At 61.8% G+C, this 17,805-nt stretch carries 19 protein-coding genes; 6 read left to right on the top strand and 13 right to left on the bottom strand.

The features are described from left to right. Nucleotides 1–112: 112 nt before the first annotated feature. Entirely contained in the window at nt 113–628 is a 516-nt protein-coding gene (locus WDX12_RS00190; protein WP_434723542.1) for a GNAT family N-acetyltransferase, read from the bottom strand. Between the two features lie 46 nt (nt 629–674). Next, nucleotides 675–1,316, bottom strand: coding sequence for a helix-turn-helix domain-containing protein (locus WDX12_RS00185; protein WP_320297203.1), 642 nt, complete (start codon nt 1,314–1,316; stop codon nt 675–677). 227 nt (nt 1,317–1,543) lie between these two features. Here WDX12_RS00185 and WDX12_RS00180 point away from each other — a divergent pair, with 227 nt between their 5' ends. From WDX12_RS00180 to WDX12_RS00170, 3 genes are all read left to right on the top strand, one after another. Next, nucleotides 1,544–1,717, top strand: a complete 174-nt coding sequence (locus WDX12_RS00180; RefSeq protein WP_434723541.1) for a hypothetical protein — start codon at nt 1,544–1,546, stop codon at nt 1,715–1,717. 88 nt (nt 1,718–1,805) lie between these two features. Then, on the top strand, nt 1,806–2,789 hold the full coding sequence (locus tag WDX12_RS00175) for a zinc-dependent alcohol dehydrogenase family protein (RefSeq protein WP_434723540.1): 984 nt from the start codon (nt 1,806–1,808) through the stop codon (nt 2,787–2,789). Between the two features lie 117 nt (nt 2,790–2,906). Next, a complete protein-coding gene (locus WDX12_RS00170) occupies nt 2,907–3,395 on the top strand; it encodes a sulfocyanin-like copper-binding protein (RefSeq protein WP_434723539.1) in 489 nt (162 codons plus the stop codon). A gap of 84 nt (nt 3,396–3,479) precedes the next feature. Here the strand turns inward: WDX12_RS00170 and WDX12_RS00165 are convergent, their stop codons facing one another. From WDX12_RS00165 to WDX12_RS00145, 5 genes are all read right to left on the bottom strand, one after another. Continuing rightward, entirely contained in the window at nt 3,480–4,070 is a 591-nt protein-coding gene (locus tag WDX12_RS00165; RefSeq protein WP_434723538.1) for an NAD(P)H-dependent oxidoreductase, read from the bottom strand. Nucleotides 4,071–4,098: 28 nt separating this feature from the next. Next, complete coding sequence (locus WDX12_RS00160; protein ID WP_434723537.1) at nt 4,099–4,485, bottom strand: hypothetical protein; 387 nt, start codon at nt 4,483–4,485, stop codon at nt 4,099–4,101. A gap of 85 nt (nt 4,486–4,570) precedes the next feature. Further along, nucleotides 4,571–5,017: a thioredoxin TrxC gene (gene trxC, locus WDX12_RS00155; protein WP_320297198.1), complete on the bottom strand. Its 447-nt coding sequence runs from the start codon at nt 5,015–5,017 to the stop codon at nt 4,571–4,573. Nucleotides 5,018–5,032: 15 nt separating this feature from the next. Then, the gene (locus WDX12_RS00150) at nt 5,033–6,892 is read right to left on the bottom strand and encodes a heavy metal translocating P-type ATPase (protein WP_434723536.1); all 1,860 of its coding nucleotides are present in this window, start codon (nt 6,890–6,892) and stop codon (nt 5,033–5,035) included. A gap of 8 nt (nt 6,893–6,900) precedes the next feature. After that, complete coding sequence (locus WDX12_RS00145; RefSeq protein ID WP_320297196.1) at nt 6,901–7,287, bottom strand: DUF302 domain-containing protein; 387 nt, start codon at nt 7,285–7,287, stop codon at nt 6,901–6,903. 149 nt (nt 7,288–7,436) lie between these two features. On the opposite strand from WDX12_RS00145, the gene WDX12_RS00140 reads away from it, so the two are divergent. Then, on the top strand, nt 7,437–10,148 hold the full coding sequence (locus WDX12_RS00140) for a bifunctional acetate--CoA ligase family protein/GNAT family N-acetyltransferase (RefSeq protein WP_434723535.1): 2,712 nt from the start codon (nt 7,437–7,439) through the stop codon (nt 10,146–10,148). Here WDX12_RS00140 and WDX12_RS00135 read toward each other — a convergent pair. Continuing rightward, nucleotides 10,129–11,688, bottom strand: a complete 1,560-nt coding sequence (locus WDX12_RS00135; protein WP_434723534.1) for an AAA family ATPase — start codon at nt 11,686–11,688, stop codon at nt 10,129–10,131. The two genes, WDX12_RS00140 and WDX12_RS00135, sit on opposite strands and share 20 nt — an antisense overlap. Nucleotides 11,689–11,732: 44 nt before the next feature. Further along, nucleotides 11,733–12,113, bottom strand: a complete 381-nt coding sequence (locus tag WDX12_RS00130) for a c-type cytochrome (RefSeq protein WP_434723533.1) — start codon at nt 12,111–12,113, stop codon at nt 11,733–11,735. Nucleotides 12,114–12,298: 185 nt separating this feature from the next. Here WDX12_RS00130 and WDX12_RS00125 point away from each other — a divergent pair, with 185 nt between their 5' ends. Beyond that, entirely contained in the window at nt 12,299–13,135 is an 837-nt protein-coding gene (locus WDX12_RS00125; RefSeq protein WP_434723532.1) for a universal stress protein, read from the top strand. A 210-nt stretch (nt 13,136–13,345) separates the two neighbouring features. Here WDX12_RS00125 and WDX12_RS00120 read toward each other — a convergent pair whose 3' ends face one another. From WDX12_RS00120 to WDX12_RS00105, 4 genes are read right to left on the bottom strand one after another with little or no spacing between them, the layout of a single operon-like run. After that, complete coding sequence (locus WDX12_RS00120; RefSeq protein WP_320297193.1) at nt 13,346–13,519, bottom strand: hypothetical protein; 174 nt, start codon at nt 13,517–13,519, stop codon at nt 13,346–13,348. A 31-nt stretch (nt 13,520–13,550) separates the two neighbouring features. After that, nucleotides 13,551–14,678, bottom strand: a complete 1,128-nt coding sequence (locus tag WDX12_RS00115; RefSeq protein WP_434723531.1) for a WD40 repeat domain-containing protein — start codon at nt 14,676–14,678, stop codon at nt 13,551–13,553. 12 nt (nt 14,679–14,690) lie between these two features. After that, nucleotides 14,691–15,014: a hypothetical protein gene (locus tag WDX12_RS00110; protein WP_434723530.1), complete on the bottom strand. Its 324-nt coding sequence runs from the start codon at nt 15,012–15,014 to the stop codon at nt 14,691–14,693. Further along, nucleotides 15,014–15,469: a hypothetical protein gene (locus tag WDX12_RS00105; RefSeq protein WP_320297190.1), complete on the bottom strand. Its 456-nt coding sequence runs from the start codon at nt 15,467–15,469 to the stop codon at nt 15,014–15,016. Before WDX12_RS00105 ends, WDX12_RS00110 begins: the two co-directional genes overlap by 1 nt. A 579-nt stretch (nt 15,470–16,048) precedes the next feature. Between WDX12_RS00105 and WDX12_RS00100 the strand changes: the two genes are divergently transcribed. Then, nucleotides 16,049–17,722, top strand: a complete 1,674-nt coding sequence (locus tag WDX12_RS00100; RefSeq protein ID WP_320297189.1) for an aromatic/alkene/methane monooxygenase hydroxylase/oxygenase subunit alpha — start codon at nt 16,049–16,051, stop codon at nt 17,720–17,722. Nucleotides 17,723–17,805 lie beyond the last annotated feature (83 nt).

Here is a 17,805-nt window from a genome sequence, read left to right as displayed (position 1 = left end):
CAAAACGCGTTGGAGCAGTTCAGCGTTTGATAGAACCGCTGAACTTCTCTAACTCTTTGTTTTTACGCAATTACGGTCGGAAAACCGCCGCGCGCTTTTTCTGGAATTTGCTCTAGCCTGGCAACTTGGCGCCGAGCTTCCGCTGAACCAGGACGAGGGTCGGGTCATCGGGATCCGTCGTGACGATGAAGCCCATCTCGCGCTCGAGTTCGATCGCTGCGCGGTTTTCGCGGCTCTCGATCGATTCGATGGTCTCGATGCCATGATCGTCGGCATAACGCGCGACATAACCGAGAAATTCCCAGCTGACGCCGAGATGCTTGCGATCCTCGCGGATGCAGATGGCGACTTCGCCACGCCGGTCGGCCGGGTCCGCGGCGAGGGTCGCCACCGCAATCAGCATTCCGTCGGTGGAGAAGGCGAGAAAATTATGGACGTGCGGATCGTCGGAGCGGGTCATTGCGACCAGCCGCTCATGCGAGACCGCCTTCACGGCCCCGAGGAAGCGGAAGCGCAGGTCCTCGGGCGTCACGTGCGTGAAGAATTCGGCGACGATCGGCTCATCATCGAGGCGTGCACGACGCACTTCAAAGCGAAATCCAGTGTGGGTAGTAAGCGTGGTTTTCATTGTCGCCCCTTTCAGGATTGATGCGCGGGAATCGGCGCGAATGGCCTCATTCCCCCATAGCCAGCAGCGTATCGCGCTTGAGAATTTCGATGCTGCGCAGGCTGAGCAGGCGAATTACGCCTTTCTCCTTCAGGCGGGTGAGGACACGCGACACGGTTTCGATGGTGAGGCCGAGATAGTCGCCGATGTCGTTTCGCGACATCGGCAATTCCACCTGCTGCAGCCCGCCCTGACGCTCCGACATTTCGACGAGGAATGCCGCGACGCGCTCGATGGCGTTCTGGCGGCCAAGCACCAGAAGATGTTCCTGCGCTCGGGTCAGGCCCTTGAGCGCGAGAGGCAGGAGCTGGCGCGACATGTCCGTGCCCGATGGAGCGCGAAATACCCGGACACCGGTTGCGTTGATGGCTTCGGCGAAGAAGTGGTGAGTGGCGTCGGACTCGAAACCGAACGTTTCTCCCGCCAAATGGAATGCGCTGATCTGCCGGCGGCCGTCGGCGAGCAACCGGTAGATGCGGACCGCGCCGAATTCGACCTGGTAGAGGGCGCCCGCCTTCTCGCCCTGGGCGTAAATTTCGGCGCCTGCCGGGAAGAAGCTAACCGGCGTTGCCGGTCCTTCGAAGAAGGGCGCAGGGTTCTGGGGAAGATAGGACGGCAGTTCGATCTTGGCGGAGGCTTGAGCGTACATGGCTGTGGTCCCGGTGAATTCGTGACAACAGAAATCGCGCAAATCCCGCCACGCCGAAATTCGGTTATGTCCCTACGGGAAACTACCTAGAGCCGAACCCGAAAGCATCCGATCGATCCAGGCCTCGCCGTGCGTGTCGCGCACTATGCGATTGACCGCGATCAAGGTCGGCGCGAATTGGCTGGCCGATTATCCGGTCGGAACTATCCATCCAAGGGAATATGGCCATGACCTCCGATGCCGTTGAAATCTGGGCTGGGATACTCGGCCTCGCCTATCTTGCCGCCTTAGGCCTTTATTTCGAAATGCTTTCCGCTCGGAAGCGCAGTCACGTTGCAGCGAGCCATGGCTTCGGTCGCCACGCGCGGTCGCAGGCGGTGAAGAGCAGGCAACAGCAATAGAACCGTTCCACGTCAGGCAGTGTCTTTCCGAGTTTGTTGCCGGGCGCGGCAAGACTCCGTCCCACTCATTTCCGGACCGTGGTGTGTCATGAAGGCAATGGTGCTGGAGAGGCTCGGCACTCCTTTGAAGGCTATCGATCGCCCCGATCCTACGCCGAGACCGGGCGAAATAAGGCTCAGGGTCGAAGCCTGCGCCGTCTGCCGGACCGACCTGCATGTCGTCGACGGCGATCTGCCGCGGCCGAAGTTGCCGCTTGTCCCCGGCCACGAAATCGTCGGTATCGTGGACCTGGTGGGCGAGGGCGTGTCACGATCTCGGCTTGGCCAGAGAGTAGGCGTCCCTTGGCTGGGACATACTTGCGGGCACTGCCCTTATTGCGTCGCCGGCGCCGAGAACCTTTGCGATCTGCCTCTGTTCACCGGCTACACGCGAGATGGCGGCTTCGCCAGTCATGTGGTTGCCGACGAGCGCTTCGCCTTTGAGCTCGATGCCGCCGCGGATCCAGTGTCGCTGGCGCCGCTCCTGTGCGCAGGGCTGATCGGCTGGCGCTGCCTCAAGAAGGCGGGCGGCGGCAGGCGGCTAGGGATCTACGGCTTCGGCGCCGCGGCGCATATCATCACACAGGTAGCGGTCTGGCAGGGGCGCCAGGTCTTCGCCTTCACCCGGCCTGGCGATGTTCAGGCACAGGAATTTGCGCGCTCGTTGGGCGTTGCCTGGGCCGGAGCGTCCCATGAACTGCCTGCCGCCGAGCTTGACGCGGCGATCATTTTCGCACCGCTCGGCGACCTGGTGCCAGCGGCGTTGCGGGCTGTACGCAAAGGTGGCCGTGTGGTCTGCGGCGGTATCCATATGAGCGACATCCCGCCGATGCCCTACCGACTTCTCTGGGAAGAACGAAAGTTGGTTTCAGTCGCCAATCTTACTCGCCGTGACGCGGAGGAGTTCTTTCCGATAGCAAAGCGCGCTCAGGTGCGCACGCACACAAAGGTCTATCCGCTGGAGCAGGCCAACCAGGCGCTGGACGATTTGCGCATGGGCAGGCTGAGCGGCGCCGCGGTTCTGGTGCCGTGACACCGCCGATGAGTTGGCGTCTGCCAGTTTGATTTGGCGCAAGGACATAGGGCGACGGCGCGAGCAATATTCATCGGAAATATAACGCTTGCGCTGTCACGCTGATGGAGGATCACTATGAATACCATTTCCAAGCTGGGAATTGGCACCGCCATGCTCATCGCCGCCAGTACCGGTTCTGTCTGGGCGGCTTCGCTTGTCCAGGTCTCCCTTTGGGACAAAGGGGCGAGTACGGAGATGCCGATGGGCCTTGCCTATGCAGCGCCAGGACTGGACATGACAAAAGCCACCATGGGCATGAAGGTTTCCCCTGGTGCGGTGAAAGCGGGAAAGGTCACCTTCAAGGTGAAGAACGATTCCAAGGATACCGTTCACGAAATGATCGTGATGTTTCTTGCCGATCCGAAGAAGCCCCTTCCTTACATCGATGCGGAGAACCGGGTCGACGAAGACAAGGCTGGCGACAAGGGCGAGGTTTCGGAGCTGGATCCTGGCAAATCCGGTTCGTTGACCGTTGATCTGAAGGCAGGCAAATACCTGCTGGTCTGTAACGTGCCAGGCCACTACGGCGCCGGCATGTGGGCCGAATTTACAGTCAAACCATAGGCTCGTGGCTCTCGGTTGGCTCCGGCGTTTGTCAGCCGGAGCCAGCACTCCTGATTGCCCTCACGATTGTTCCGGTTAACGGCCTCAAAGCCCCCGCTCACCGAGCACACGCATCTGCCCGATCCACTTCGCCCGTTTCGCCTCGCTGGCGTTCGCGACCGCGCCGAACAAGGTTTCCCTCACCGGCCTAATCCCGACAAAGTTGAGAATGCCGCGGCGAACGCCGGCTATTCCGTGGCTGAGGAACCAGATCCTGTAGACGGTCGCGGGCATCCCCATCGTCACCACGAGCCGAGCTGAGCGGCCGCGTAGCAGAGATTTGGCGAAACCTTCGCCCTTGGCAGCGTAGGCGAACGCCGTTCCCGGTCGCATCACCTGCTCGAGGAACGCTTTGAGCAGAGCCGGCACAGTGCCCAGCCAAAGCGGGAAGACAAAAACGAAATGCTCCGCCCAGACGACCGCCTCCGTGGCTTCCTTAAGACTGTCGGGGATCGCTCCGTGCTCGAATTCCTGCATCGTCCGAAGGAGCGGAATGTCCAGCAAAGCCAGATCGATCTTGCGCACGATATGACCAGCGCGTTCAGCGGCTTCGGCGTATGCGGAAGCCAAGGCCCGGCCGAGCCGCTCCGGAGACGGATCGGGGTGGCCGATGACGATCAGGATACCGCGCTGCACCACCTGGCTCCCACCAACCGAAGGACTGCTAAGGCCGTTCCACGCGGGCGACCTGGTAAGTGTGCATGGAACCGTTGCGAGCGATCGAGACGTACTCTCCGGTCACGAAGCGTTCCTCGCCGAGGTGAAAGCCGACCTCGTCGTCGCGGTCGCCCTCGGCATAGTCAAAATACCATTGCCCGCCAGGTTTGCGGCGCAAGCGGCCGATGAGATCGTCTTCACCCGTACGGAACCGACGGACACGACAGAAACCCTTGTGCGATTTCCATTCGTCGGCATTCAACCGTCCCTCATCGGTAAGCGGGGCCAGTACGTCGTAGCCTTCCTCGCGCTCGCCCTCCGGATGGCCCTTTTCGCGAGTCAGAAGCAAGCGAATGGTCCTGAAGTTCGGGGTAAGATCCTGCAAAGTGGTCATGGCATCTCCTTTACGCAATTCCTATCGCAGCGCCCGGACGCCACCTTGACTAGGATCAAACGGGCCTCGGTTGTCGGTTAAGAGCTCAGTTGCCAGCCGGAATGTGGTTGCGGACCCAATTGACAATCTGGCTGGTGCCCATCGCGCCCGAGATACGGGCGACCTCATGCTGATGGTGAAAAAGGATTAGGGTGGGGATGCCGCGAATACCCAGCCTCGCCGCGATGGCTTGCTCCTTGTCGGAATTCAGCTTGATCAGCCGCATATGAGGCTCCAGAGCCTTTGCGGCGGCTTCATAGGCGGGCGCCATCATCTTGCAGGGGCCGCACCATGGAGCCCAGACGTCGACGACGACAGGCAGACTGCCGCGACCGATCTGACGATCGAAGTTTGCCGCGTCGACATCCTGCGGTAGTCCGGAAAACAGCAGGGCGCCGCACTTTCCGCATTTGGCGTCGGCACCGTTGCGGCTGAACGGCAGGCGATTGACCACGCCGCATTTGGTGCAAACCACCAGGTTCTCCTGCGTCATGACCTTTCAGTGCTCCTATTTTCGACTGTGATCCAAACGTCCCTCGCCAAGCGCACGCAGCGCATTGAGGATCACTGCGACGTCGATACCCTCTTGAAGCAATGCGCCTGCCACGGGCGTCAAATGCCCCATGGCGGCCGCGATCATCGCCGCGCCTGAGAGCGCCAGTCCGACGATGATGCTCTGCAGGGCGATCGCGCGCGTGCGCGTGGCGATCCGCAGTGCCTCCACAACTGGCCGCAGGCTATCCGTCAGCACGACAACATCGGCGGCTTCCGATGAAGCCGTACCGCCTCGGGCTCCCAACGCGATGCCAACGGTCGCCGCGGCGAGCGCAGGAGCATCGTTGATGCCGTCGCCGACCATCATGGTCGGCGCCGTCGCTTTCTCGGCCTCGACCGTTCCGACCTTGTCTGCAGGCGTGGCATCGGCAAATACGGCGTCGAGTTTGAGCGAAGCGGAAACCTTTTCGGCGGCCCTGCCATCGTCGCCGGTGAGCATGACTATCCGTGTGATGCCTGCCGAACGCAAAGCGCGAACTGTGTCGACAGCATCCTGGCGTACGGCGTCTCCGAATGTAAGAATACCTGCTAGCCGGTCATCGATAGTCAGAAACACCCTCAGCACTTGTGCGTCAAGATACCGGTTCTCTCCACTTTCCGCCCATCTAGGCAGTGGCTCGTTCCCAAGAACGAGCTGCCTTGATCCGGCCGCGACCGACATGTGATCAACCTGACCCTTGAGACCTTCTCCACGATGTTCGCGGACATCACGAGGCTGGGAGAGCATCAGCGTTTTATGGCGGGCGATGCGGACAATCGAATCCGCAAGAACATGATGCGAAGCCAGTTCGAGCGAGGCCAGCAGCCGCAGCAACTCATCGGCTTGCCTGCCCGGAGCGACCTCGATCTCGAGCAGTTCGGCGCCGCCGAGCGTCAAGGTCCCGGTCTTGTCGAAGATTGCGGTGCGTATCTGGGCCAGCGCCTCCAGTGCCGCGCTGCCCTTCATGAGGATGCCGGCGCGCGCAGCGCGTGATACGCCGCCGATGAATGCGACGGGAGCCGCGAGGATCAGCGGACAGGGCGTCGCGACCACCAAAACCGCCAGGGCGCGGATCGGATCTTCAGAAAGATACCAGGCGATGCCAGCGAGCAGCAGCGTGATCGGAAGCAGCAGCAGCGCGAAGCGATCAGCAATGCGTATGAACGGGGCTTTGGCCGTTTGCGCGGCCGCGACCATGCGCACGATCGCGGCATAGGTGCTGTTGTCGGCGATAGCCGAGGCCCGCATGACAAAGGCCTCGCCGGCGTTGACTGTGCCGCTGCGCAAAGCGTCGCCGGCGCCGCGACGCTTCGGCAGGGGCTCGCCGGTGACGGTCGATTCATCCAACACGGCTGAAGCGTCGATCAGGATCCCGTCGACCGGCAGCAATTCGCCGGCGCGGACCAGAAGCTCGTCGCCGACCGCCACTTGCTCGATCGGAACCGTCTCGGTGCTCTGGGCGGATGTACGATGCGCCACGCGCGGTGCCCTGTCGGTCAGCGCTCTGAGATTGCGTTCCGCCCTGCCGCGCGCAAAGTCTTCCAGCACCGTGCCGCCGGCATACATGATCGCGACAACCACGGCCGCCAAAGCCTGCCCAAGCAGCAGTGCCGCCGACATCGAAACCAGCGCGATCGCATCGACGCCGATCCGGCCGATCCAGAAATCCCGCAGGATGGAGATGGCAAGCGTCGCTACGACAGGCAAGGTTGCCGCCGTCCAGATTGCATCAGGCGAGGCGATGTCGATACCATTTCGCCAAACACCCAGCCCAAGTGCCAAGCCGAGGACGGCTATGATCATCAACGCACGCCGCAGCACGGATTCGTTCATGGCGGTCGTCAAAGTTCGCCGATCATTTCGTGTAGCAACAGCCCGACGTCCTTTGCCATGGCGGCAAGTTGCGGGTTGTCGATCGCTCCCATCGCTGCTATCGGATCGACAGCCGCTACCTCGACCTGTCCGGGGGCGATCTCGGTCACAATGACATTGCAAGGCAGCATGGCGCCGATCTTGTCCTCGGCTTGTAGCGCTCGCCATGCAAAATGCGGATTGCAGGCGCCGAGGATCATGTATGGCTTGAAGTCCACGCCCAGCTTGACCTTCATGGTTTGCTGGACATCGATCCTCGTCAGGATGCCGAAGCCCTTGCCGGCAAGCTTCTTGGTGACATGTTCGATCGCCGCGTCGAACGGCATGTCGAGGCTTTTGCTGAAATAGTAGCTCATCTGCTTCTCCTTCGACTGCGATCCTCGTCAGCAGAGACGGTTTGGGACAGCGTCGCCGTAGCTAACCGCCAGGGGCCGGATGACGCTTTGATCCAGCGCAATGATTGCCCGGCGCCTTCGGTGAATGTGGCGGCAGGGAGTTTTCCAGAATGACAATCCGAAATCTTGAGTACGCGGTCTCACCGAAATCCGTCGCTGTCGTCGGCGCCAGCGAGCGCGTTGGCTCGGTCGGTCGCGTTATCTTCGACAACATCGTCAGCGGCGGATTCGAGGGGGAAATCTGGCCGGTTAATCCCAAATACTCGCAGGTGGTCGGCCATCAATGCTATGGGAGGATTGCCGATCTGCCGGGCGTTCCCGATCTGGCCGTGATCGTGACACCTCCAGAAACCGTTCCCGGCATTGTGCGAGACTTGGCTGGGAAGGGGACCCGCGCCGCGGTCGTCATCACCGCGGGGCTCAATCACAACGGTCTGCGCCAGGCGATGCTCGAAGCGGCCAAACCCTCGCTCATGCGCATCATCGGACCGAATACGGTCGGGCTGATGATCCCTCCAGCCAAACTCAACGCGAGTTTTGCCCACATGGCGGCTCGACCCGGGAACATTGCCCTGATTTCGCAGTCAGGTGCGATTGCTACGTCCCTGATCGATTGGGCGGCTGAAAACGATGTCGGCTTTTCGAGGATCATGTCCCTGGGCGACATGGCCGATGTCGACGTCGGCGACTGCCTCGACATGTTGGCAGGCGATTTTCACACACGAGCCATCGTGATGTATCTCGAAACCATACCTAATCCGCGCAAGTTCATGTCGGCGGCTCGGGCGGCGGCGCGGCTCAAGCCGGTCATCGCGATCAAGCCTGGCCGCCACGAACAAGCAGCCAGGGCGGCGGCGACCCATACCGGCGCGCTTTCGGGCGCGGACAGGGTGGTGGACGCCGCCTTGCGCAGGGCAGGGGTGCTGCGTGTGGATGACCTGGCCGAATTGTTCGATGCCGCTGAAACGATCGCACGGTATTCTCCGCTCGAGCGAGCGCGCGTCGGCATCGTCACCAATGGCGGCGGCGCAGGCGTCCTCGCGGTCGACAAGCTGATCGACCGTGGAGGTGAGTTGGCCGCGCTTGCGCCATCGACGATAGAGCAGCTCAACCGCGTGCTGCCATCGACCTGGTCGCATGCAAACCCCGTCGACATTGTGGGTGATGCCGCCCCGGCACGATATGGGAAAGCGCTCGAGGCCGTCGCGGCAGATCCGGAAACGGATGTCATCCTTGTCATGAATTGCCCGACGGGGCTCGGTTCCTCGTCCGACGCCGCCAGGAAGGTGGCAGAGCTTGGGGATGGAGGCGAGATCGGAAGCAAACCCCTCCTGGCGTGCTGGCTCGGCGAGCGCACCGCGAACGAAGGCAGGCGCATCCTCACGGAAGCCGGCATTGCGAGCTTCCAAACGCCGGAGGATGCGGCGATCGCCGCATCCTATCTCAGCGAATGGTCGCGAGCCCAGCGGGCGCTCCTGCGTACGCCCGCGAGCCGGGCTGAAGACCAGGCTGCCGGCAAGGCATCGGCGCTTGCCATCTTCCGGCAGGTGGCCAGCGAAGGGCGGCGCATGCTGACGGAGCCGGAAGCAAAAGCGGCAATTGCCGCTTACGGCATCGCTGTGCCGAGGACCATTGTTGCAGAATCTGTCTCTGAAGTGGCGCAGGCAGCCGGCCAGCTTCTCGAAAACTCCGAAAGGGTGGTCGTCAAATTGCTGTCGAAGGTGGTCTCACACAAGTCGGACGTCGGCGGCGTAGTCCTCGACATTGCGACCGCCGACCAGGCCGCAGAGGCCGCCCTGTCGATCGCGAGACGCCTGCGCACGCAGTCGCCAGGGACGAAGGTGGACGGCTACACCGTGCAGGCCATGGTCGTGCGCAAGCATGCACAGGAACTCATCTTGGGCGTGAACCTGGACCCGATGTTTGGCCCGGTCATTCTGTTCGGCGCCGGCGGCACAGCGGTCGAGATTGTGAACGATACCGCGATCGCCCTGCCGCCGCTTGACGACGTGCTGGCCGGAGACGTGATCGACGCGACCAGAATGAGCCGCCTGCTTACCGGCTATCGCGATCGCAGGCCAGCCAATCGAGGCGCGATTGTCGCCGCGCTGAACGGCCTGTCGCAAATGATCGTCGACTTCCCTTGCCTGGTCTCCCTCGACATTAACCCGCTGCTGGCCGACGCCGAAGGCGCGATTGCACTCGATGCCCGCATCGAAATCGACCCGCGGCGGGTGGATGAACCGGCGCCGAACCCGGCGCTCGCCATAAGGCCCTGTCCGTCGGGATGGAGCCGCGATCTTCTGTCGGATGGTATGACCTTTCACATCCGGCCAATCATCCCGGCGGATGTAGCGCTTTACCCTGCTTTCCTGGCAAAGATTTCACCCGACGACCTGAGGTTGCGGTTCCTGTCACTGCGGAAGAACTTCCCGGACCAGATGCTGAAGCGGCTCACCCAGCTGGACTACGATCGCGACATCGCCTTTGTCGCGCTTGAAAAGGACACGGGAGCGCTGGCAGGAATCGGCCGGCTTTCCTGCGATCCCGATCACAGAAGCGGCGAATATGCGCTGCTGGTACGATCGGACCTGCAGGGCCATGGCCTGGGATGGGGTCTGCTGAAGCAGGTCATCGACTATGCAAGAGTTGAGCGCGTCGATCGCATCGAGGGCACAATCCTCAACGAAAACCGCAAGATGCTCACAATGTGCCGGGAGTTTGGATTCTCGATCGCCCACCACCCCGACGAGCCGGGTCTGTCCGTAGCAACCCTGGAGATCAGTTATGTTCCGGTCAGCTCTAAGATCCCGTCTTCCTGAGGCTGGCTACGGATGAGGCGGTGCCCTCAACCAAGGCCATCATCTCCGCGGTGATTTGGCCCACCTTACGGTCCGCCTCGATCTTGTGCCAGGTCAACGGACCGGCATTACGCTGTAATTGGCGCGACAGGATATCGACCGTGGCATCGGAGGGGCCGCCCTTGCGCTCGCTGACCCGGCGCCAAAGTACCGACGGATCGGCAACCAGCCAAAATCCCGCAAACGGGACATTCGCCTCACTCGAGGCGCGCTCGATCCTGTCGCGGTCCTCCGGTTTGTCGAATACGGCGTCGGCGACGGCGGAGCCGCCTTCGGCAAGGATCAACTGCGCGAGCCAGGCGATCTGGCGATAGACGCGTTCGGACACGCCGGGACGGTAGGCCTTGTCCGGTAGCTTGGTCTCGGCAGGGACGCCATGCATGGCCTTGCGGATGCGATCGCTCTCGACGATCCGCGCACCGGGCGGCGCTCCGATTTGGGTAGCGATCGCTTCGGCTATCGTCGTCTTGCCCGAGCCGCTCAAACCGCCGATTGCAACGAGCCGAGGCGGCGTTTCGGTCAGCAGGGCTTGCGCGAGTTGGAAATAGGATCGCGCTTCGGCAATCAGCTTTGCAGAGTCCTGGCTGCCCTCCTCGACCTGCGTCGCTGTCACGTGAGCGCGCACCGCCGCCCGCACCGCCATGAAGAACGGCAGCAGGATGAAGCCGTCTTCGTCATCGGCGTCGTCGAGATAGCGATTCATCATCAGGTTGGCGAATTGTGGAAAACCGCGATGCCATAGATCCATCAGCAGGAATGCGAGATCGTAGAGGACATCGACGGTAGCGATCTGATCATTGAACTCGATGCAATCGAACAGGCGAGGCTCGCCATCGAAGACGCAGATGTTGCGCAGATGCAAGTCGCCATGGCAGCGGCGGACCCGGCCTGACGCCTCGCGCCGGTCAAGCAGGCTGGCATGGCGGGCGAGGGCGTCGCGAAACGCCGCGGTGAGCGTTTCGATTTCCTGTCCATCGAACACGTGGCTTGTCGCAAAGCCGGCAGAATTGATTTCAAGCACGCCGCCGATATTCGCCGACCCGCTGCCGGCATGGATCACGTCGGCACTGCGGTGGTATTGCGCAATCATGCGCGCCACGCCCGTCATCAGTGCGGCTGTCAACTTCCCCGCGGCAGCCATGCGATCGAGGAGGTTCGATTGATCGAAGCGAACCATCTCAATAACGGCGTCAACCAGTTCGCCCGATCCATTCAAGGCAAGCCTGTCTCCTGCGCGTGTGATGCGGTGGACATCGAGATAGAGACCGGGCGCCGTTCTGGAGTTCAACTCCACTTCCTTTTCGCACGCCATGAGCCGCAACTGCGGCGTCGAAAAGTCGACATAGGGCAGCTTGACCGCCCGCTTCATCTTGAATGCGCGTTGGCCGACAAGGAATATCCGGGAAATGTGGGTTTCGATCGCCTCGACAGGACCAGCCTCGCCATAGGTGGCGGGGTCCTTCAGCATGTCGGTCACGACGTCTTGGTTCTGAACGATCATCGCATGCACCTTGACTTTGGTTGCATCGTCCTTCGGCTTGCCAGCTAGCGCTGAAGCGTCTGGACGTAACCTGCGAGGTTTTGAATGCGTTCCGTGGTTACGGCCTCCCCGCCATAGGGCCCGTACTTCTTCACATCGTCAGGCAGGAACTGATTGCCCCAGACCGGCATGTCGCGCTCGCCATGCTCGGGCACGAGGCCGCGGCCGTCGATCGTCGCGTAGACCCGCCAGTAGGGAAAATCACCGCCATTGCGCGTTGTCAGCGTCGTCAAATTCGCCGGGCGCTTCCGCAATACGTCGGCCATTGGTCCATCGCCCCTGCCGTCCACGCCGTGGCACACGGCGCAGGAGTTCAGATATTCCTGCTCTCCATTGCTCATCTGCTGTGCCGCCGCGGCGCTCAGCGTCAGCGCCAAGAAACCCATCGTCGTCCCGAATCTCATTTGATCCGCCTCCAACCATCAGGTCAGGCTAAGGCCTGTCGCGCGCGCATACGTTGACCGGGATCAAACTTGAGAAGCGATCGGTTTGATTCAGCGCAAGGACGGTTTCCGACCACCTGGCTACGGCTACGTCCTCCATCAAGCTTCCCGGACAAGGAGACGCCGCTATGCCATTCAAGACATTGCTCACGGTTACAGGGGCCAATCAGGGAGACGATGATCTGAAGCTCGCCACGGGCCTGTGCGAAGAAATCAATGCCCATCTCTCGGTGCTTGTTCTGGTGATCGCGGCGCCTCCCTCTGGCGGAGCATATGCCGAGGTGGTTTCGCCGGTTTGGCTCGCGGAGCGAGAAGCCGAAATGGAAATGCTTCAGAAGCGGAATTCGGCTGTCTCCAAAATGCTGTCGGCTAGCCCGGTATCGACGGACCTAAGTGATGACTACCCGGACCATGCCTGGGCAGATGAGGTCGTTGGCCGGCGCGCGCGTTACGCCGATATAACCGTCCTTGGCCCAGACTTGCTAGCGAGCCAGACGCTCAAGGAGAAAGTCATCGAAGGCGCGCTGTTTTCGTCTGGGAAGCCAATTCTGCTCGTCCCCAAAGGGGCGTCCGCGACGTTGAAACCCAAACGCGTCCTCGTCGCATGGGACGCCAGCCTGGAAGCGTCGCGCGCCGTGCGAGAAGCGCTCGACATCCTTTCAGGTGCCGAGGAGGTGCGGGTCGTCATGGTCGACCCGATCGAGGACGAACGGCACCATGGCGCGGAACCCGGGGCGGACGTGGCAACCTACCTGTCCCGCCATGCCGTGAAAGTCGCGGTGGATCGTCTGCCAAGTTCGAACCGTTCCATCGCCGAGGTTCTTCGCCAGCACGCCGTTGACACTGGCGCCGAGCTCATGGTCATGGGCGCCTACGGCCATTCCCGGCTGCGGGAGAGGATTTTCGGCGGCGTGACCAGGTCTGTGATCGAGGGCCCAAGGCTTCCGGTTCTTATGGCTCGTTGAAAAGATCCTTCCCGGGCGGATCGTTCGAAAACCGCCTCGGGTGTTGAGCCGACGACCCTGGTGTGTATCCCCGGGCCAGTTGCCCCTTCGCATCCGAGCAGCAGGACCCGGCTCGACGTGTCGAGCCCTCGCGGCCAGGCCCAGCAGCATGCCAACAGCTCTGCCAGGATGTGCCTTGAGGGCGCGCCGGGTCAAGGGCGCATCGGCAATTCAATTGGTCTTCAGCGGACCCGCCCGGTTTTCGGCGATCCACCTTGCAGCCAGCACCAGCGCTCCCATGCTGAAATCCTTGCCATGCTTGGCCACCATCTCTTGCGACAACTTGGCAAGGCGTTCGAAAAATTCATCCTTGCTCTTTTCCTCTGCAGTGAGCTCGGTTTGCATTCCATCCTCCTGTTGTCGGGTTTCGCCCTGGCTATTTGAACAGCATTGCCGGGAAGGTGACGATCGCGGCCGTTCCATCCACCATGCCCACAGCCAGGTGCTGTCCATCGCCGGACCAGGCCAGCGCCGTGATCGCGCTGCCTGAAAATTTCACGACGAGCTCGTCACGCGAGCCGATCTGGGCGACCGTGATCCGGCCGTTGGCGTAGCCGGCGGCGATAAGGTTCCTCACCGGATGCGCCGCCATTGTCTCAACAGGAACAGCCGCCGCACGACCAGTTTCCAGCGCGCCGGAAGCTGCATGCTCAAATGGCGGGGCAGCCATTGACCAGCCGGCAATACGGAAGGCGCCCGATGCAAACAGCGTGTTCTCTTGCGCGCTCCAGCACACCGTGCGCACGGGCTCGGGAAAGCCGCCGACCACGCCCGATCGGCCATCTGCCAGGCGCACAAGGCCAAAGCCTCCTGTCTCAAGTCCGCAGGCCAGCCATGAGCCGTCGTGGCTCCAGCGGATGGAAGCCGGGCGTGAGGGCGTGGAAAATTCGTTTGTCAGCTCGGGACCGCCGTCGACCGCCCAGATCGACAGGCCATTGCCGGAATCGAACGCGAGCCGTTTCGCGTCCGGCGAGAACGCGATTGCGTGTGTCGATGAGGGCACAGCCTGGCGCAGCCTTACCACTTCATCATTGGCGCGCGATAGGAACACATCATGTCCATCGCTGACGGCTGTCATGGCTTTCGGGGCACTATGGGCGATGGCGAGGATCGGCCCGTCGATCTTGATCGGCGTTGGCGCAATCTCGCCATCGGATGCCAAATGCGAGGCTTGCCCGGCACTCGTACCGACGAGGAAGCCGGAACCGTGACAAGCGACGATGGGGACATCGCCGTCCCCAAGCGCTGCGGAGGCGATCAAAGGTGCCGGCGGCTTCTCGCGGGGCCGGATCGTCGTCTGTCCGAGATCGCCGCTGACCCGGATCCTCGACTCCGGCGGTTCCTGATCCGCCACCTGGCCGATTGCGACGGATCCGTCCACGGAGGTGAATGCAACGGCGGAGCCATCGGCGCTGAAGCACACATCGGCAACCGCGGCCGGGCGCCGCCAGCTTCGCGCCAGCAGGTCGAACAGCGCCAGGTTCTGCGTCGTTTGCTGGTTCACGGCTTGCCTCCCCTAATCGCTCGTTGCCTCGGCGAGCGCGCAGTCGACATCCGCGACCTTGCCCTCGATTGCCACGATGCGTTCCTCGCTTTCGATGCATGCCTGCCTCATGGCCTCGGCACTCTCTTCAGCGTCATGCAAATCCCGCACCAGTTCAGCGCTGCCGCCGTGCCTGCCGATTTCGAGCTCCAGGCGCAGCACCTCCATCTGGATGCCGGAGAGCTTTTGATTGAGCCGCTGTGTTTCGGCGGTGAGCTCCGAGATTTCGGCGACGAGAGCCAATCGTCGAGCGACCAGCGTGGCCAGTCCAGCATCGTGTCTCGTGCCGCCGCTCATCACTTTTTCTCGGCTGGTTTTTCGAAAGCGGACAGCAATACCGGCAGACCGCCTACCTGTGTCTGGAACTGCTTTTCGGCGGTTTCGATATGGCTCTTCAGTTGATCCCATATGTCGACGCGGATCATGGACGTGGTGTCGCCGGTAAGATGCTCGATCTCGGCGATGCGAAACTGGCGCGATAGCGATACCCCGGAAAACACGAAGTCGCGCAACAGGATCGCGTGGCTTTCAATGAACAGATGGATCATTGGATGCGTCTCCGTGGTGACGCCGCTGGCGGCAAGCTCGGCCCGGATGAAATCCTGGAAATGGCATTGCAGACGGTGCTGGCTCTCACCCATGAATCGCATGACGAAAACGAGGTCGCTCGGCATCAGTCTCACGAGCTCGGCGGTCACGTCGTCCGGTTGGCTTGGCCGGGGAAGGCCGGGGCTGTCATTGTGGCTTGGCATCGTCTTCCCGGCATTGCCTCCCGTCCGAGATCGGTCATCAAATCGAGATCGATATCAAATAGTGTATGAAATAGTCGAAATGAATAGACGCAGATTATTTTATTTATACCGCGTTTGCTAAGAGTATATATTGCAACGCACAATGCCGTACAAATATTACAGATGTAATATACAACTGTAAAATATCGTTACAGTCATCCGGATGTTTGCTGGGGAGGGCCAGGGCGGTCTCCGCCCAGGCGCTGCTCATAGGCCCGATTTTCAAACTGGCACGGCGTTTGCTTTACCCATTTGCATAAGAAGCCCATCGCGTTCCGACGCGGTGCCAAAAGAACGAAGGACCGGAGGAAGCCGCAGCACACGCGCTTCGACACGCCCGTCGCAAGATGCGACTGGGGTGTCGCAGCGCCTCCGCAGCCCACCTCGAGAACCTTTGCCGCGATCCACTTGAATGGCTGGACCCTGTGTCGCGCCTGAAGGCGCAACCCTTTGTCATGCCGTTCGCAAACTCACTGGCGGCGTTGTGTGCCGTCTCATGCCCTGGATCGAGGGATCCATGGCTCAACCTGGTGGAGGCTTATGACGATGTCGTCGTTGACACTTAACAAGATTACCTCGCAGCGCGGTATTTCCGTGGGCGAGGCGACCAAGAAGATTTCCGACCTCGGTTGGAACCCGACCTATGTCCAGGAAGCGATGACGTTTCCGACCGACTACAAGATCGCCAAGGCGCCGCGCGATCCGATGAAGCAGGTGCTGCGCTCCTATTTCCCCATGCAGGAGGAAAAGGACAATCGCGTCTACGGCGCGCTCGACGCCGCGCTTCGCGGCGACATGTTCCGCAATGTCGAGCCGCGCTGGGTGGAGTGGATGAAGCTCTTCCTCGCCATCATTCCCTTCCCGGAAATTTCCGCCGCCCGCTCGATGGCGATGGTGGCGCGGCTGGCGCCCGGCGAGGACCTCAGAACCGGCTTCACCATGCAGATGGTCGACGAGTTCCGCCACTCCACCATCCAGATGAATCTGAAGAAGTGGTACATGGAGAACTACATCGATCCGGCGGGGTTCGATATCACCGAGGAGGCCTTCGGCAAGTGCTACGCGACCACGATCGGCCGCCAGTTCGGTGAAGGCTTCATCACCGGCGACACCATGACGGCCGCGTGCATGTACCTGACCGTCGTCGCCGAGACGGCGTTCACCAACACGCTCTTCGTCGCCATGCCTTCGGAAGCCGCGCGCAACGGCGACTATGCGCTGCCGACCGTGTTCCTGTCGGTGCAGTCCGACGAGAGCCGCCACATCGGCAACGGCCACTCGCTGCTGATGGCCGCGCTGAAGGAGCCGGAGAACCACCTGCTGCTGGAGCGCGACATGCGCTACGCCTTCTGGCAGAACCACGCCATCGTCGACGCCGCGATCGGCACCTTCATCGAATACGGCACCACCAACCGCGACAAGAACAAGGAGTCCTACGCGGAGATGTGGCACCGCTGGATCTACGAGGACTACTACCGCACCTACATGCTGCCGCTCGAGAAATACGGCATCAAGATCCATCACGACGATGTCCAGGCGGCCTGGGAGCGCATCACCAAGAAGAACTACGTCCACAAGGTCGGACAGTTCTTCGCCGTCGGCTGGCCGGTCAACTTCTGGCGCATCGAGGCGCAGACCGACAAGGACTTCGAGTGGTTCGAGCACAAATACCCAGGCTGGTATGCCGAGTTCGGCGACTTCTGGAAATGGTACGCCAAGCTCAGCCACAAGGGCGAGAAGGTGCTGCTGTTCAACAGCGACGTCGGCTACGTCTATCCGCATCGCTGCTGGTCCTGCCTGGTGCCTTGCCTGATCCGCGAGGACATGGTGGTCGACGAGATCGACGGGCAGTTGCACACCTTCGCCCACGAGCTCGACCGCTGGACCGCCGTCGAAGCCTTCGCCGACGAGTATCAGGGCCGTCCGACGCCCGCGATGGGCCGCTTCAGCGGCAAGCGCGAATGGGAGACGCTCTATGACGGCTGGGATCTCGCCGACGCGATCAAGGATCTCAACTTCGTCCGTTCCGACGGCAAGACGCTGATCCCGCAACCGCACCTGCGCTTCGGCGCCGACGAGCAGTGGACGCTCGACGACGTGCGCGGCAACATCCTCGGCTCGCCGCTCAAGGCACTCCGCGGCATGTCGCCGGCAGACCGCGAGAAGCATCTGGCTGAATATCGGGCGGGCTTCACCATCACGCCCATCAACTGACCATCCGAGCGCGGGGGCCGGGTTCCGGCTCCCGCGACATTCCAGAAGAAGGCCATCTCCTGTCCTGCGGACGGGCCGGAGAG

Source organism: Mesorhizobium sp. RIZ17, from assembly GCF_051127865.1.
Taxonomy (GTDB): Bacteria; Pseudomonadota; Alphaproteobacteria; order Rhizobiales; family Rhizobiaceae; genus Mesorhizobium; species Mesorhizobium humile.
This window is presented reverse-complemented; position numbering and strand designations above follow the sequence as displayed.

Coding starts and splice junctions, on each gene's coding strand:
- WDX12_RS00190 (WP_434723542.1), bottom strand. CDS start 628: ATGAAAACCACGCTTACTACCCACACTGGATTTCGCTTTGAAGTGCGT.
- WDX12_RS00185 (WP_320297203.1), bottom strand. CDS start 1,316: ATGTACGCTCAAGCCTCCGCCAAGATCGAACTGCCGTCCTATCTTCCC.
- WDX12_RS00180 (WP_434723541.1), top strand. CDS start 1,544: ATGACCTCCGATGCCGTTGAAATCTGGGCTGGGATACTCGGCCTCGCC.
- WDX12_RS00175 (WP_434723540.1), top strand. CDS start 1,806: ATGAAGGCAATGGTGCTGGAGAGGCTCGGCACTCCTTTGAAGGCTATC.
- WDX12_RS00170 (WP_434723539.1), top strand. CDS start 2,907: ATGAATACCATTTCCAAGCTGGGAATTGGCACCGCCATGCTCATCGCC.
- WDX12_RS00160 (WP_434723537.1), bottom strand. CDS start 4,485: ATGACCACTTTGCAGGATCTTACCCCGAACTTCAGGACCATTCGCTTG.
- trxC (WP_320297198.1), bottom strand. CDS start 5,017: ATGACGCAGGAGAACCTGGTGGTTTGCACCAAATGCGGCGTGGTCAAT.
- WDX12_RS00150 (WP_434723536.1), bottom strand. CDS start 6,892: ATGAACGAATCCGTGCTGCGGCGTGCGTTGATGATCATAGCCGTCCTC.
- WDX12_RS00145 (WP_320297196.1), bottom strand. CDS start 7,287: ATGAGCTACTATTTCAGCAAAAGCCTCGACATGCCGTTCGACGCGGCG.
- WDX12_RS00140 (WP_434723535.1), top strand. CDS start 7,437: ATGACAATCCGAAATCTTGAGTACGCGGTCTCACCGAAATCCGTCGCT.
- WDX12_RS00135 (WP_434723534.1), bottom strand. CDS start 11,688: ATGATCGTTCAGAACCAAGACGTCGTGACCGACATGCTGAAGGACCCC.
- WDX12_RS00130 (WP_434723533.1), bottom strand. CDS start 12,113: ATGGGTTTCTTGGCGCTGACGCTGAGCGCCGCGGCGGCACAGCAGATG.
- WDX12_RS00125 (WP_434723532.1), top strand. CDS start 12,299: ATGCCATTCAAGACATTGCTCACGGTTACAGGGGCCAATCAGGGAGAC.
- WDX12_RS00120 (WP_320297193.1), bottom strand. CDS start 13,519: ATGCAAACCGAGCTCACTGCAGAGGAAAAGAGCAAGGATGAATTTTTC.
- WDX12_RS00110 (WP_434723530.1), bottom strand. CDS start 15,014: ATGAGCGGCGGCACGAGACACGATGCTGGACTGGCCACGCTGGTCGCT.
- WDX12_RS00105 (WP_320297190.1), bottom strand. CDS start 15,469: ATGCCAAGCCACAATGACAGCCCCGGCCTTCCCCGGCCAAGCCAACCG.
- WDX12_RS00100 (WP_320297189.1), top strand. CDS start 16,049: ATGACGATGTCGTCGTTGACACTTAACAAGATTACCTCGCAGCGCGGT.